Source organism: Saccharibacillus sp. JS10 (genome assembly GCF_024436065.1).
GTDB lineage: Bacteria > Bacillota > Bacilli > Paenibacillales > Paenibacillaceae > Saccharibacillus.
Map to the genome: position 1 here is coordinate 107,667 of NZ_JANFNS010000004.1, position 14,365 is coordinate 122,031.

Sequence of the window (14,365 nt, forward strand, 5' to 3'; positions counted from 1 at the left end):
ATGAACAAAAAAATTATTCGTTTAGAAGATATCGTTATCGCTGCCGCTGCGATCACATTCTACTTTGTTAGCGGGTATAGCTGGCTGGCTTTCGTACTCCTGCTGCTTGTTCCGGATGTATCGATGGTTGGATACGCAATGGGCAACAAAGTCGGCGCTGCTGTCTACAACGCCGCTCATACGTATTTGATTCCGATGCTGATCTTGTTTGCCGGATTGATCTTCGACGCCCAGTGGCCAACGATGATCGGTCTGATCTGGACGGCACATATCGGCATCGATCGGACAATGGGTTATGGTCTGAAATACGAAACAGGCTTCAAAGACACACACGTTCAGCGCGTATAAGAGGTAAGAGCGTTCGCTTCGCGTAACACTTCGTCGCCTCCTGCTTTTCGGAATTCTTGCACGAAATTATCGAATTCATCGAGTGGACGTTCACCCGTAATAAACGCCAGATAAGCTTGATTTCGCAGCGCGATCAATTGCTCGCTGCTGCGAACGAGCGACGGCGTTGCGATTTCCAGCGCATTATAGATCCCGTCTTGATCCAGATGAAGCGTCGAAGCCCATTGTTCACGGCGTCCGGTCTGAGGAAAAGGAAGGGTCATCCCGATATTTGCACCGATTTTGTTGAGCAAGTTGGTTTCCCGGTCATAAGGCGGCAAGGTCACGATATCTTGATGCGAAGCATCTGCCCAATTCCAATGTTTTCCGATGATGCCGTTTTTCCAAGTGGTGAGTTCGTTATCGTCGGGATTGGCGCTCACGTCATCGAGGATTTGCAAAATCTTCTCCATTTTTCCCGGTTCGTCTACCACATTGGCTCCAATAGCTGTAAAACTCATCAGCATATCGTAAGCTTTCGAACCCCGTTTCCCATGTGGTCCCATGAACGGACGTCCAAACGAGACTTTGGCGTCCGGATTTTTGGCTTTTAATTCTTTGATATTGTAGGTTGCTTGAACAGGCTTTTCGATCACCAGACCTCGTTCGTCCACATTCCATGCGAGATAATCGTTATCGTCGATCCAATGATAGTAGTTTCCCATCGAAGTCATCCCGATTCGCCCATTGATAAAAGCATGGGACAGATGTTTGTAACCGCCTTTATTTTCCCCGGTCAAAAACTGCGGATCAATTACACCGTCTGCATACCATTTTCGCAAATAACGGAGCGCTTCTTTCATTTCGGGTTCTAAGGCGCCGATCACTTTTTTGCCGTTTTTCTCATTAAAATAAAGCTGATCCGCAAATACGATTTGTCCAAAAGCTCCAAACACCACGTTCATGCCTTCCATCGATAATCCATACGTATCATCGATTCCGTTACCGTCAGGATCTTCAAACGTAAACGCATAGATCATCTTTTCGAATTCTGCCAACGTATCCGGTACTTTCAACCCCAGTTTGTCTAACCAATCTTGCCGATATACGACCGGAATCCGATACGCGTTGGTTGGGTTGATGACGGGAATTCCATAAAGTTTGCCCTCGATTTTCCCGTCTTCCAGATAACCTGGCGCATACTTGTTCAGTGCTGCAAAGAGATTAGGCGCAGAATGCTCCAAGGTGTCTAAAGGAATCTCTGTGACCAGCCCTTGTTGCTGGACTTTAAGCAGATCTTGCGGTTGACGCACCCGAAGCAGATCAGGCGCGCCTTGCTGTGCAATTTTCAGTTCAAGCAACGATTCGTATCGATTGTTTTCCAGATTCCAGATGTCCAGATCCACATTGTATTTTTCTTCGAGATAACGAATCATTTCTGCATTTTCGGGAATCGGCGCATTTTGATGAAGCGTCCAAGAGATTGTCGATGTCGCCAAAGAATTGGACTGGACTTGTACCTCATTGTCGTTTTTATTGTTGCCGCAACCGACGGCGCCGAATCCGATTCCTGCTGCTACGAAGCCTGCGAAGATGCGCGTGCCTATTTTGTTCATGAGGCTCCTCCTTGCTGCAAAGACTTCGTTTGCTTACGGCTTTCGCGTAAATATTGACCGGGCGTACAACCATGAGCTTCTTTGAATTTTTTGATAAAATACGCGGTTGTGGTGTATCCGACCGCGGTCGAAATTTGCTCAATCGTCGCTCCGCCTTTTTCGAGCAAGATTTTGGCGGTATGAATCCGTTGTTTGGTCACGTATTCGGTATAGGTGATGCCTAACTCTTCTTTGAACAGCCGGCTTAAATATTTGGCGCTGATAAATACCTGCGAAGATACGGCTTCCAATGACAAATCGTCGGCTAGATGAGTATCGATATACTGTTTTGCCGATTCTAGCGTGTCCGTGGATCGATCGCTGTTCCTTTTTTCCGTTTCCGACAGAAAAATAGTGAGTGTACTCAGCAGCCAGCTTCGAAAAGCATTGATATGAGGCAGCACGATATACTGACGATGCAGATCGGGATGACCGCCGCTCGGTTGCTTGTAACGAATACTTTTCAGATAATCGGAGAACGCGAATACCGTATTCGACAAAATAAAATGACAATAATCCGCTGGATAACGTCCATTTTTGGTTGCTTCAATAATATCGTCGACAGATTCAATAATTTCGTTCAATTGACGTCCCGGCAACTTGTCGCGGAATTTGGATAAGACGGCTTGCGGAATTTCTTCCAAACTATCTTCTCGCTCTGCCCAAGGAAAATCTTGCAGAGCAAATTTCTCCGGCAAAAAGTACGCGTAAGTCAGGCGGCTTTCCGCTTCGCTTCGGCTACGATGCAGAAGCGCAGGCTCCCTAACTTCACATCCCCACGCCATCTGGATCGTCACACCGGGGATATCGCTGCAAGTCTGTTGGAAGCTAGAAGCAAGCTCCGCCATTTCTGCATGATGAACGTCTGTATATCCATCATCAAGATGCTCTGTCGCAGGCGTTGAACCGCTATGGCGAACGATAATCGCGGCGATTGTTCCGTTCGATAATTTTTCGGCAATGACGCGAAGATTTGTTGTAATGACACGCTCTAACCTAGAAAGAAGGCGAGCATGATCGAAGTCTGTATCGACTGGATGTTCATGATTTTTTGAGATATGGCTCACGTGCAGCAGCATGTAACGCAATCCGACTGCTTCATGGAACAATTGCTTGATCCAAATCTGTTCTTTTTCCGAGAGTTCTGCCGAGTACCCTTGTAATAGTTTTAAGATCAGATTGCGCTGCACGAGCGGTTCAGTCGCGCGAAGATGCTCTTCCAACGTATAGATTTTGTTATTCAAATGCTGCAAAGCCGTATCGATGATGCCGTATTCGTTACTGTCGGAAATCGGATGCCCGTTAAGCTTGTTGATTGTGGCAACGACTTTTTTGAGTGGACTATAGATTAATTTGGTCATTACACCGGAAAGCAATAATCCAATGAGCATAGCGACTACCGATACAATCAACACCAACCGTTGAATCACCGAAGATTGTTCTTGGAAAAAGCTATGCGGCGTCGCACTATACAGCGTCCAGCCTGTCGTCGGCAAAGTTTCGTGGAAAAGGGTATAGTCGCCTTTTGAAGTGGGGTGATCTTCATGTGCGCTGCGACTCCATTCAATATACGGCTGCATGGCAGATAAAGCTTGCGGCATCATCGCGAGAGTACCGGAATCTTGCATCATCCACGTTTCCCGATATTGAAAGGGCATCATATTATGTATGATCGCTTCAATCGCGGTTTCTTTGACATCGACGGCAACAATCAATTGACTATCAGCACCCGAAGCTTGAAACGGATAACTATGGGCATACGTCAGCAGTTTTTGCTCGTCGCCGCCCGGTAGTTTGGAAAATAAATCAGTCGGAATTTCTCTGGATTTCGTCCACATACCGCTAGCTTGTAGCGTCGACATCTCCTCAATCCAATCAATCGACTGGTTGCTACTCCGTTCTCGATCTTCGCGGTCAATCAAGCCGTAGGATGAAGACAGCATCATTCCGCTGCGCGGATCGTAAAGATGAATCGCTTCGATCAGATCAGGCTGCGCCGCAACTTTTGATTTCAATAATTGTTGCCATTCCAATATTTGCGTAGGTTCTTCTGTCCATGTGGTCTGTTGAAATAAACTCAGATCGGATGTCCGATCAAGCGTTAAGCCGAGCACGACTTGTTGAACGCGTTGAAAGACTTCGGAATTAATCGTTCTGGCTACGTTCGTCAGTGTCATTTGATTGCGATTTTCAAGTTCCGATAAATGGCGCTGCGACGAATAAATATAGAACACCGAGCATAGTGAAAGCACGATGACGAGTACAATAGATAAATAAGAAACAGCCAGACGCGTCCATACCGAATTTCGTTTTTTCATCGTACACACTCCTCTTCGCGTGCGATTATACCGAAACGACAATTTCTTTATTCTTTATTTATGTAAAGGGAGCGTTAAATCCTTTGAAATCCGCAAAATCAGCAAAAAAACTCTCAAAATGCTATGAAGGCGAAATTGTTCTATTGCTGAAATTCTCGGCTGGATGCTACATTCTTAGCGATTCTAGTCCACCCAAATCAATATCCAAACGAAGAGGAGCCATCTACCCGTGAAAAAAAGACCGATGAAACAAATGTTAGTCGTTGCAATGGGATTTGCTATTTTGTCCAATACAGCTATGATCCATCCAGCAATCGCGGCACCCTACTCTTATAATATTGAAGTTCCATCAGCACCAGCGTGGGGATACTTTGTCGATAACTATAAGACGAACAAAAATGACAATCAAACGGTCGAAAGTAATGCGGCTATCGGAACGTTGTCTGAATTTTTAAAATTGTGGACACCGGGTACTTCTTGGGATAACGGAACGAAGAACCCAGAATTTGAGTACGTTCTGAATCAAAATATCAAGTACGTAGACGATTTATCCAAAACTCGCACAGAAGCCGATGCCGAACTGGCTTTTCTCATTGACCGCCGTGGTCAGACGTATAGCGCAGTCGAAGGTTTGGGATCACTGACTGATGTGTATCGTGACATAAGCGGAACAACAACAACGATTCCCAAAGTTCCATCTGACGCTACGACTGTAAAATATAGCGAAACGGAAGGGACTCCAGGCAGCACCAACTCAGGCGGAGATTCCAACTCTCCTTTAGGCAAAATGGTCGATCTGGTCGGTGCCGTGCGTAACGGCAGCGCTTCGGGCAATCCATCCAAAAACTTCTTCCAATATATGCGTCCTTACCGTTGGGTAAACCAACAGGAAAATACTACAGAGAACCGGCTCGTCCTTCCAACGCTTGTACCTGTAATTAGTGCAACGCCAGCAACCGACGGCGGATTCCCAAGCGGTCACACGAATGCGGCATATCTTGCGTCGTTGTCATTTGCCTACGCAGTACCGGAACGTTTCCAAGAATTGTTGACGCGTGCTTCGGAAATGGGTCAAAGTCGGATCGTAGCAGGTATGCACTCGCCGTTTGACGTGATGGGCGGTCGCGTTCTGGCGACTGCGCTGGCAGCCGCGGCATTGAATGATCCAGCTAACGCTGAGTTGAAGAAACAAGCTTACGATCAAGCGCATGACGTATTGTTGAAGCAAACAGGTACAGCACCGGATCGTTTTGCAGATTACGAGAAAAACAAAGCCGATTACACGAAGCGTCTGACTTACGGATTCCCGCAAATCGGAGATAAAGACAAGCCGATGGTTGTACCGAAAGGCGCGGAAGTACTGATCGAAACACGTTTCCCTTATTTAGAAAAAGAACAACTCCGCGAAGTACTGGCTTCCACAGGTCTGGAATCCGGCTATCCGCTGTTGGATGATCCGGAAGGTTGGGGACGTCTGAATCTGTTCGAAGCCGGTAACGGATACGGCGCATTCAGCGGCGCAGTCAATGTGAATATGGATGCAGCGAAAGGCGGATTCTACGCAGAAGATCTGTGGCGCAACAACATCACCGGTGTAGGCAGCCTGAACAAACAAGGCACGGGCAAGTTGAAACTGTCTGGTGCGAATACGTATAGCGGCGGTACTCAGATCAATGGTGGTACCATCGAAGCGATGTCAACCTCGGCGTTCGGTACAGGCGATGTTGTAAACAACGCGACGGTTACGCAAAACGTATACAACGGCGGTATTTTGACAATCGACGGAGACTTCACGCAAAACACAGACGGCACGTTGCAACTGAATATCGGTTCTTCAAAAGATATGCTCGATGTCAAAGGCGCATTGAAAGCCGATGGTACATTGAAAGTGAACTTCGCAAACAGTTATGTACCCGCGAACGCAAATGTAACCTTGATTGCACATGACGGCGCTGCGACCGGAACATTCAAAAAGGTAGAAGTAACAGGATTACCTTCAAGTTATTCTTCTAAAGTGAATTACGAGAATGGCAAAGTAGTATTGGCTGTGACGAGCACAACGACAAATCCAACTCCAAATCCAGGCACAAGCAACCCGCCTTCGACTGGAGGAGGTACAGTCACACCTGCACCAACACCAGTACCGACGCCAACGCCAGTGCCAACACCGGTGCCGACACCAACGCCTACCCCGACCCCAACTCCGGGTACGCCTTCGGGTTCGACGGATGTGCCAGCGACAGTTAGCCCATTCCGCTCGAACGTGATTGATTCGGCGCAGCTGCTTCAAGCGTTGACTGCCGCAGTAAGCAATGCGTCAACAACAGTGAGCTCATTCTCTGACGTGCCGGCTAATTATTGGGGACGTAGCGTACTCGATAAAGCGGCAAAACTTGGGATCGTCAGTGGCTACAACAACGGAGCGCTTCGTCCAAATGCACCAGTCACTCGCGCCGAGTTTGCAGCGATGATCTCGCGTGCTTTCGGAATTGAGCCATCGGCTACGAATTCTTCATTCGGTGACGTTCGTTCGAACTGGGCTTCCGGTTATATCGATGCCCTGTCCAAACTGGGTGTAGTCGCTGGATACGGCGATGGAAACTTTAAGCCAAACGCATCCGTGAGTCGTGCTGAAATGGCGGTTATGATCTCGCGTCTGATCAGCTTAAATGCACTTCCAACCACGTCAACTTCGACATCGTTCGGCGATGTAAGCAACAATCACTGGGCTTCTAGTGTCATTCAACAAGCTTCCGCAGCAGGTCTGTTAAGCGGAACTTCCGATTCTTCATTCGCTCCAGACAAAAAAGCAAGCCGCGCTGAAGCACTCGCGTTGATCGTACGCACGCTTGAGAGCGACGAGTCTGTAAAAGCGTTGCTGCAAGGGCTGTAAGTACATTGAATTGATCGTAAAATCCAGACGAAAGAAGCCCTTCCAGTTGGAGGGGCTTTTTTTGCTTAGAAAAGCATGTGATTTTTTTGAGAATGAAGCTTGTATAATACAAGCAACGGCTTTTTGCCGATTAGATCGTCACGTAAGGAGAATGAACACCGATGCCGACCATTTTAGTTGCGGACGACGATGCTCATATTCGCGAGCTAGTCTGCCTTTTTTTGCATAACGATGGATTTACAACGATAGAAGCTGTCGATGGAGAAGAAGCGCTTGCGCTGCAAGCTTCGAACTCGGTTGATCTGGTTGTGCTTGATATTATGATGCCGGGAATGGACGGATGGGCATTGTGCCGGGAATTAAGACGCCGCAGCGCTCATCTGCCCTTATTAATGCTGTCGGCAAGAAGTCAGACGTGGGAAAAAGTAAAAGGATTCGAAATTGGAGCGGACGATTATTTGACGAAGCCGTTCGATCCGCTCGAATTGACGGTTCGTGTGCGCGCTTTGCTCAAGCGTTCCCGCAGCGTTGTCGATAAAACGGTCACTGTAGGCAAAAGCCTGAAGCTGGATCGCAATACGTATAAAGTCACCGCTGGAGTCGAGACCTTCACGCTGCCGCTCAAAGAATTCGAGTTGCTCTACACACTGGCTGAGACACCGGGGCAAGTCTATACGCGCGAGCAATTGATCGAACGAATCTGGGGCATCGATTACACCGGAGACAATCGCACCGTAGATGTGCATATCAAGCGTTTGCGAGAACGTTTTGTCCCTTTCGGTGGGCTTCAGATTGAGACTGTGCGGGGACTTGGATATCGCTTGGAGGTTGAAGCATGATCCGTTCGCTATATACGCGGGTCGTCTTGATCTTTCTTGTTTCAGCGATTGGGAGTACTTTATTGGCTTTTTGGTTGGCGACATGGGCTTTTCGAGATCAAATGAACGAAAACCTACAAATTCCGTTATTTCAGTTCGCTGAAGATATCGGAAGATTGTATGAAGTGATGCCATCGGAGCAAGCGGACAAGTTTGTCAGTGAAATGAAGCAATTGGATTCATACTATATTCGGATATACGAGACACCGGAGCAATTCCAACGATATGGCACTCCGGCTTCTCATGAGACGACGATCACACCAGATATGGTACAACGGGTATTTGATGGCGAAAAGATTCGGATCAATACTAATGGCGTGACGATCGAACTGATTGGCATGTCCATTCAGACTAATCAGGGCGTTCGAGCTATGTTTATCGAGCCGGTCGGTTCCGCTACGGTTCCTTTTATCGTGAAATGGTTGTTAAACTTTTCTCTTTACGCGTTGGTTGCGGGAAGTTTGGTCTTTTTGGGAGCAGCGGCATTTATCGTACGTCCGATTCAGCAGCTCACCCGGGCGACGCGGCGAATTGCAGCCGGGAATTTCGACGTCAAACTCGATATTCGGCAAAAAGGAGAGTTGGGCGAGCTTGCACGGAGTTTTGAAGAGATGTCGCAGGATCTTCGGCAATTGGAAGAGATGCGCCGCGACTTTGTCGGCAATGTATCGCACGAAATCCGTTCACCGCTGACGTCGATCTCAGGTTATGCGCAAGCGCTCAAACACTCGTCTTTGTCCGATGAACAGCGAAGTCGCTACTTGGATATTATTGCTTCCGAAGCCAATCGAATTTCTCGAATGAGCGATAACTTGCTGAAGTTAAGTGTATTAGAGTCGAAGCCGCTGCTGCAACGTGCTGAAATTCGGCTAGACGAGCAGATTCGCCGGGTGGTTATTGCATTACAGCCTCAATGGTCGATCCGTCAGATTGAATTTGATTTAGAACTTCCGGTCGTAGAATTTATTGCCGATGCAGATCAATTGGAGCAGGTATGGATCAATATGATTGGGAATGCGATCAAGTTTTCTCCAGATCACGGCACAATTTCGATTACGCTGACGGAACGCAAAGAGCAGATTTACGTGCAGATCGCCGATCAGGGTGTAGGGATCAAGCCGCAGGATCTGGAGCGTGTATTCGAACGTTTTTTCAAAGCAGATCGTTCGCGCAGTCGGCAATATGAAGGCAGCGGAATCGGTCTTGCGATTGTGCGTCAGATTGTACGACTGCATCACGGGAAGGTTGAAGTGGAAAGCGAATACGGGCAAGGAACGGTCTTTACCGTGACTTTGCCTCGCGAAGTACCTCGTTATTCCGACACCTCTATATCTTAACTTTCTGAGTCTGTTCATCTTGCGTTCATATTCAGGTCACGATAGGTCTATAACAGCTTGCTATACTGGCTTGCAAAGGTCGCTAAGCGGCTGAGTAGACTTCACCTCAGAATAGGAGAGACTGAATATGAACGAACTTCAAAATATTAAGCCAGTCAAAAAGAAAAGAAAAGCGCTACGCGTACTGCTGATTACGTTAGGTGTGATCGTGGGACTTATCGCGTTGTTTTTCATTACGGTATTCGCGGTAAATAAAATCGCTTTGCGCTCTGAAGCAAGCAAGATTATTCCTTATGGTCAGACCGTGACTGTAGACGGCGATAAAAAGATGAACGTCTTGATCCGCGGCGCAGGCGAAGAAAATATCGTGTTATTGCCGGGTTACGGAACGGCTGTACCTGCGCGCGATTTTGAGCTGCTGATTCGTGAGCTGGAAAAAGATTATCGGGTGATTGCGATTGAACCGCTTGGTTATGGGCTTAGCGACGAGACGGACAAAGAACGCACGACAGCGAATATAGTCGACGAAACGCATCAAGCGTTGCAGCAACTCGGAGTAGACCGTTATGTGCTAATGGGACACTCCATTGCAGGGTTGTATGCGCTCGATTATACGAAAAAGTACCCGGATGAAGTGATCGCGTATGCCGGCATTGATACCAGTGTGCCGAATCAAGGCGGTATGGATGCAATACCCGCTACGGGGATGTTTACCTTTTTAAAAGAATCGGGGGTGCTCCGTCTGCTGACGAACCTTAACGCAGATCCATACGAAGCTTTGGGCTATGATCCGGAAATGGTCAATCAAATACGGATGATTACAAATCGGGTGAGCAACAATCCGACGATTTTGAACGAAATGAGCCATATTCCGGAAAACTTTAAATCCGCAAAAGAGGCAGAAGCTACATTCCCGGCGTCGTTACCGTTACTTCTATTCGTCAATACAGAAGATGCGGAGGTTCAAGATTGGAATAAGCTGCATGAAGAACAAGTCGCTCACGCGGAGAAGGGCAAAATGATTGAAATGAGTGGTGGGCATTATCTACATCACAAGAATTCGCCGCAGATTGCTTCGGAGCTTCGTAGCTTTTTGAAAGATGTCCAGACTATAAATCGTTAAGTGCAATCTTCATTCAAAAATGGAAAAGGGCAGCCGAAGCCGCAAGGTTCGGTTGCTTTTTTAATGGGCACAAAGACTTGGGCTAATCTAGTAAATCCCTCGCTTGGCGATCGTTAATAGGTGAAGTATAATATAAATGTAATTGTGTTCCATTTTTTTAAAAAGAATACTGAGGAGGTGTGTCATGTTAGCCGTCATTGAATCGAATGGCAAAGGATACAAAGCCCGTTTTGAACGTCGTTTGACGTCTCCGATTGAGCAGGTATGGGCGTACTTAACGGACAATGAGCGTTTGAAGCAATGGTTACCGGAACTGTATATCAAAGAACTCCATCTAGGCGGTGCGATTCAGTTCGATATGCAAGACGGGACGTTCGAAGAACTGCGTATTGTGGGGTTCAAAGAAAGTTCGATGCTGGAGTATACGTGGGGAGAAGACCGGATTCGATTCGAACTACGCGCCAAGCAATATGGCAGCCACCTCGTATTAGTGGAAACAATCCGGCAGATTACTTCATACACACCCAAAGATTTAGCAGGTTGGCATGTGTGTCTGGATACGATTGAAGCGCTGATGGACGGGCGGAAGATTGAATCGCGAAAAGAGAATTGGGAAAAGTGGTTTGGGGAATATCGGACTTTAGTTGAGACGAGAGTGTAACGCGGCTTTTGCGGCAGCTTGTTTGGAGGGAAAAGTTTATGTAGATGATGTGGCGGACGCTGCGAGAGAAATTTGTTTCGGTCGCGTGTTGAAATCAGGAAATATGACTTGAATTTTTATTTGAATTTTCCCGATTTCAAAGGCGAACGCTAAAGCTCCTTCACTAAATTTCTCTCTCCGCTGGGCTATCTCATGTATAAAACTTTTTGATGTATGAAGGCTGCCTTATGGCAGCCTTTTTGAATTGGGCAGGGGAGAGAAAGATAAAGACACTAAAGGTTCGGAGTGGTATCTGCCTTTAGGGACAATCATGGGAGAACCGGATATCGGGTCGGGGATCACGGAAGAATCCAAACCGAAGATCTCGTTTACACGTTCGCTGGTGATGACTTCGGTTGGAGTGCCTTCGGCGATCAGGTGACCGTCTTTAAGAGCGAAAATATGATCGGCGTAGCGTGCGGACAGGTTGATGTCATGAAGAACCATGACGATCGTTGTGCCTTGTTTCCGATTCAGATCGGTGAGCAAATCCAGGATTTCGATCTGATACGTAATATCGAGAAAGGTCGTAGGCTCGTCCAAAAATAAAATATCGGTCTGTTGCGCGATTGCCATCGCGATCCAGACGCGTTGGCGTTGACCGCCGGATAGTTCGTCGATATTGTGGTTGGCGAATTCGGTAATGTCCATCATCTCCATCGCTTCGGCGACGGCGGCGTAATCTTTTTTGGACCAACCGCCCAAAAGGGATTGGTGCGGGAAACGTCCGCGACCGACCAAGTCCGCGACTGAAATCCCTTCCGGCACAATCGGCGATTGCGGCAGCAGTCCGAGAATACGGGCAAGCTGCTTGGACGGATAACGGGCAATCGGCTTGTCGTCGAGCAAAATACTGCCTGATGTCGGCTTAATTAACCGAGCCATCGCTTTGAGTAACGTTGATTTACCGCAACCGTTGGAGCCGACGATTACGCTAATTTTATGGCTCGGAATCGTGAGATCGACGCCGTGGATCACCGTTTTGTTTTCGTATCCGGCGACGATCTGTTTCGTTTCAAAATGATGTTGGGGCTTCATTACAATTCTCCTTTCCGGTTCATACGAATCAAGAGGAAGATCAGATACGGCGCTCCAAGAATTCCGGTAATGACGCCGACAGGGAAGCGGGTGACGAAAGCATACTGACCGATCAGATCGGCAGCGAGCACCAGATTGATTCCAACTAGACCTGAAGGAATCAGATTATAAAAGCCGTTACCGACCAATCGCTTCGCGATAGGCCCAGCTAGAAAGGAGACAAAAGCGATCGGTCCTGTCGTAGCGGTAGCCATGCCTACAACTAAGACCGCCGCGACGATCAGGATCAAACGGCTCCAATGCGTATGAACGCCAAGCGACGAAGCCGATTGCTCGCCAAGTTCCAGAATATGCAGATGTTTGCCGAGTATCATCAAGATTGGCGTCGTAATCAATACGATCCAAATCAGCGGGGGAAGTTCGCTCATTTTAGAACCGTTCAGACTACCGGACAGCCATTGAATGGCTTTAGGCACGTCTTTTTCTGAGCTGATCAGTAGCAGATAAGAAATGACCGAATCGAGCATGGCTTGAATCCCGATTCCGATTAAAATCAATCGACCGATCGAGAAGATTTTGCCGCGAGCCAGCATATAGATGACGAAAGCTGTGAGCAGACCCGCGATCACCGCTACGAAAGAAGTAAAAGCTTGACCTGCGCCAAGTACCGTTAAGCAAAAAACAGCTGCGGCGCTAGAACCGGACGTGATGCCAATCACGTTAGGATTTGCCAGCGGGTTACGCAGTAACGTCTGAAAAACATGACCGGCAATGCCAAAAGCAAATCCGGCAAAAAGCCCGGCTAACATACGCGGCAGACGCAGCGTACTGACAGCGAACGATACACCTTTGATTTTTTCGCCGGACAGTGCAAGTAGCACTTGATCCAGCGGGTAAATCGTATTGCCGAGCATCAGCATAGCGGCGCATAGGCTTAAAGCAATCAACGCTAACATGCCGGTAACAAGTAACCAGCGACGCTGACGATGACGGCGCCCTGCGCGAATCAAAGCGATCGACGTCGAAGCTTGATCCATAGAAGAAAGTAAAGTCATAACGAACGCACCTTTGCTCGCATCGCGAGAAAAATAAGAATCGGAGCGCCGACGAAAGCCGTCACGACGCCAACTTCAAGTTCACCGGGACTGCCGATCAGACGTCCGGCAATATCCGATACCGTTAAGATGACCGCTCCTGCGATTGCCGAGAGCGGAATAACAAAGCGCAGATCCGGTCCGATCAGCAATCGAACCAAATGCGTGGACAACAAGCCGATAAATCCGATCGGCCCTGCGAGCGCGGTCGTTGCTCCGCAAAGAATCACGCCAGCCAACGCGGCGATTAAGCGTAACCAGCCTGTTTTTACGCCTAGACCTTTGGCGGCTTCATCGCCTAGCGCTAGCGCATTCAGCGCCGGAGAAGTTAGGAAACCGATTAACAAACCGATCAGCAAAAAGGGCAAAAAGATCGTAATGCCGCTCCATGTCCCGGCACCTACGCTGCCGACTTGCCAGAAACGAAACTGATCCATCACATGGGAGCGAGGAATCAAAATCGCGGTCACTAAAGATGACAAAGCTGCGCTAGTTGCTGCTCCAGCGAGAACTAACTTAATCGGCGTTGCGCCGCCGCGACCGATCGAACCTATTCCGAAGACGAAAACTGCGGTGATCCCGGCGCCCAACATCGAAAGCCAAATATATTGACTAGCTGTACTGATATTCCAAAAAGCCATGCCGCCTACCACAAACAACGAAGCTCCTGTATTCACGCCAAGAATACTTGGATCAGCCAGCGGATTGCGCGTTACGGCTTGCATCAAGGAACCTGATACGCCAAGTGCTGCCCCGCAAAACAAGCTGAATACCGTACGTGAGATTCGTTTGCGAATGATATTCGCCTCGTAAGTATCGACTTCGGGGCGAAACAAACCGTCGATCAAATCATGAAACGGCACTGCCCGTGAGCCGAATGCCAGAGAAGCGAGTATACTCGCTCCCAGCAATATCAGACTCAAGATCAGTACCGTATAGAAATGCTTCGGAATGTGCGGGCTACGACGTTGTATCGTCGAGACCGTAACATGATTCATTCGT

Annotated in this window: 11 protein-coding genes; 6 read left to right on the top strand and 5 right to left on the bottom strand. The window is 48.0% G+C overall.

Annotation, left to right across the window (positions count from 1 at the left end; translation table 11 throughout):
- Positions 1 to 348, top strand: a complete 348-nt coding sequence (locus NOM90_RS13355; protein WP_255942571.1) for a DUF4260 domain-containing protein — start codon at positions 1 to 3, stop codon at positions 346 to 348.
- Here the strand turns inward: NOM90_RS13355 and NOM90_RS13360 are convergent.
- Entirely contained in the window at positions 336 to 1,943 is a 1,608-nt protein-coding gene (locus NOM90_RS13360) for an extracellular solute-binding protein (protein ID WP_255942573.1), read from the bottom strand. The genes NOM90_RS13355 and NOM90_RS13360 overlap by 13 nt on opposite strands.
- Entirely contained in the window at positions 1,940 to 4,300 is a 2,361-nt protein-coding gene (locus NOM90_RS13365) for a helix-turn-helix transcriptional regulator (RefSeq protein WP_255942574.1), read from the bottom strand. Before NOM90_RS13365 ends, NOM90_RS13360 begins: the two co-directional genes overlap by 4 nt.
- A 229-nt stretch (positions 4,301 to 4,529) precedes the next feature.
- Here NOM90_RS13365 and NOM90_RS13370 point away from each other — a divergent pair, with 229 nt between their 5' ends.
- The 5 genes from NOM90_RS13370 (at position 4,530) to NOM90_RS13390 (ending at position 11,192) form a co-directional block, all read left to right on the top strand.
- Positions 4,530 to 7,193 (top strand): S-layer homology domain-containing protein, encoded by a 2,664-nt coding sequence (locus tag NOM90_RS13370; protein ID WP_370866611.1) that lies wholly within the window; start codon positions 4,530 to 4,532, stop codon positions 7,191 to 7,193.
- 161 nt (positions 7,194 to 7,354) lie between these two features.
- On the top strand, positions 7,355 to 8,032 hold the full coding sequence (locus tag NOM90_RS13375) for a response regulator transcription factor (RefSeq protein ID WP_255942576.1): 678 nt from the start codon (positions 7,355 to 7,357) through the stop codon (positions 8,030 to 8,032).
- Positions 8,029 to 9,408, top strand: a complete 1,380-nt coding sequence (locus NOM90_RS13380; protein ID WP_255942577.1) for a sensor histidine kinase — start codon at positions 8,029 to 8,031, stop codon at positions 9,406 to 9,408. The genes NOM90_RS13375 and NOM90_RS13380 overlap by 4 nt, the downstream gene beginning before the upstream one ends.
- Before the next feature lie 127 nt (positions 9,409 to 9,535).
- On the top strand, positions 9,536 to 10,531 hold the full coding sequence (locus NOM90_RS13385; protein WP_255942578.1) for an alpha/beta fold hydrolase: 996 nt from the start codon (positions 9,536 to 9,538) through the stop codon (positions 10,529 to 10,531).
- A 184-nt stretch (positions 10,532 to 10,715) separates the two neighbouring features.
- Positions 10,716 to 11,192 carry an SRPBCC family protein gene (locus NOM90_RS13390; RefSeq protein WP_255942580.1) on the top strand — a complete coding sequence of 159 codons (477 nt, stop codon included), beginning with the start codon at positions 10,716 to 10,718 and terminating at the stop codon, positions 11,190 to 11,192.
- Positions 11,193 to 11,417: 225 nt separating this feature from the next.
- Here the strand turns inward: NOM90_RS13390 and NOM90_RS13395 are convergent, their stop codons facing one another.
- From NOM90_RS13395 to NOM90_RS13405, 3 genes are read right to left on the bottom strand one after another with little or no spacing between them, the layout of a single operon-like run.
- Positions 11,418 to 12,269 (bottom strand): ABC transporter ATP-binding protein, encoded by an 852-nt coding sequence (locus NOM90_RS13395; protein WP_255942581.1) that lies wholly within the window; start codon positions 12,267 to 12,269, stop codon positions 11,418 to 11,420.
- Positions 12,269 to 13,324, bottom strand: coding sequence for a FecCD family ABC transporter permease (locus NOM90_RS13400; RefSeq protein ID WP_255942582.1), 1,056 nt, complete (start codon positions 13,322 to 13,324; stop codon positions 12,269 to 12,271). The genes NOM90_RS13395 and NOM90_RS13400 overlap by 1 nt, the downstream gene beginning before the upstream one ends.
- The gene (locus NOM90_RS13405) at positions 13,321 to 14,361 is read right to left on the bottom strand and encodes a FecCD family ABC transporter permease (RefSeq protein ID WP_255942583.1); all 1,041 of its coding nucleotides are present in this window, start codon (positions 14,359 to 14,361) and stop codon (positions 13,321 to 13,323) included. The genes NOM90_RS13400 and NOM90_RS13405 overlap by 4 nt, the downstream gene beginning before the upstream one ends.
- Between the last annotated feature and the right edge of the window lie 4 nt (positions 14,362 to 14,365).

Excerpts from the sequence above, each read along its gene's own strand:
- NOM90_RS13355 (WP_255942571.1), top strand. The coding sequence starts at position 1 with ATGAACAAAAAAATTATTCGTTTAGAAGATATCGTTATCGCTGCCGCT.
- NOM90_RS13360 (WP_255942573.1), bottom strand. The coding sequence starts at position 1,943 with ATGAACAAAATAGGCACGCGCATCTTCGCAGGCTTCGTAGCAGCAGGA.
- NOM90_RS13365 (WP_255942574.1), bottom strand. The coding sequence starts at position 4,300 with ATGAAAAAACGAAATTCGGTATGGACGCGTCTGGCTGTTTCTTATTTA.
- NOM90_RS13375 (WP_255942576.1), top strand. The coding sequence starts at position 7,355 with ATGCCGACCATTTTAGTTGCGGACGACGATGCTCATATTCGCGAGCTA.
- NOM90_RS13380 (WP_255942577.1), top strand. The coding sequence starts at position 8,029 with ATGATCCGTTCGCTATATACGCGGGTCGTCTTGATCTTTCTTGTTTCA.
- NOM90_RS13385 (WP_255942578.1), top strand. The coding sequence starts at position 9,536 with ATGAACGAACTTCAAAATATTAAGCCAGTCAAAAAGAAAAGAAAAGCG.
- NOM90_RS13390 (WP_255942580.1), top strand. The coding sequence starts at position 10,716 with ATGTTAGCCGTCATTGAATCGAATGGCAAAGGATACAAAGCCCGTTTT.
- NOM90_RS13395 (WP_255942581.1), bottom strand. The coding sequence starts at position 12,269 with ATGAAGCCCCAACATCATTTTGAAACGAAACAGATCGTCGCCGGATAC.
- NOM90_RS13400 (WP_255942582.1), bottom strand. The coding sequence starts at position 13,324 with ATGACTTTACTTTCTTCTATGGATCAAGCTTCGACGTCGATCGCTTTG.
- NOM90_RS13405 (WP_255942583.1), bottom strand. The coding sequence starts at position 14,361 with ATGAATCATGTTACGGTCTCGACGATACAACGTCGTAGCCCGCACATT.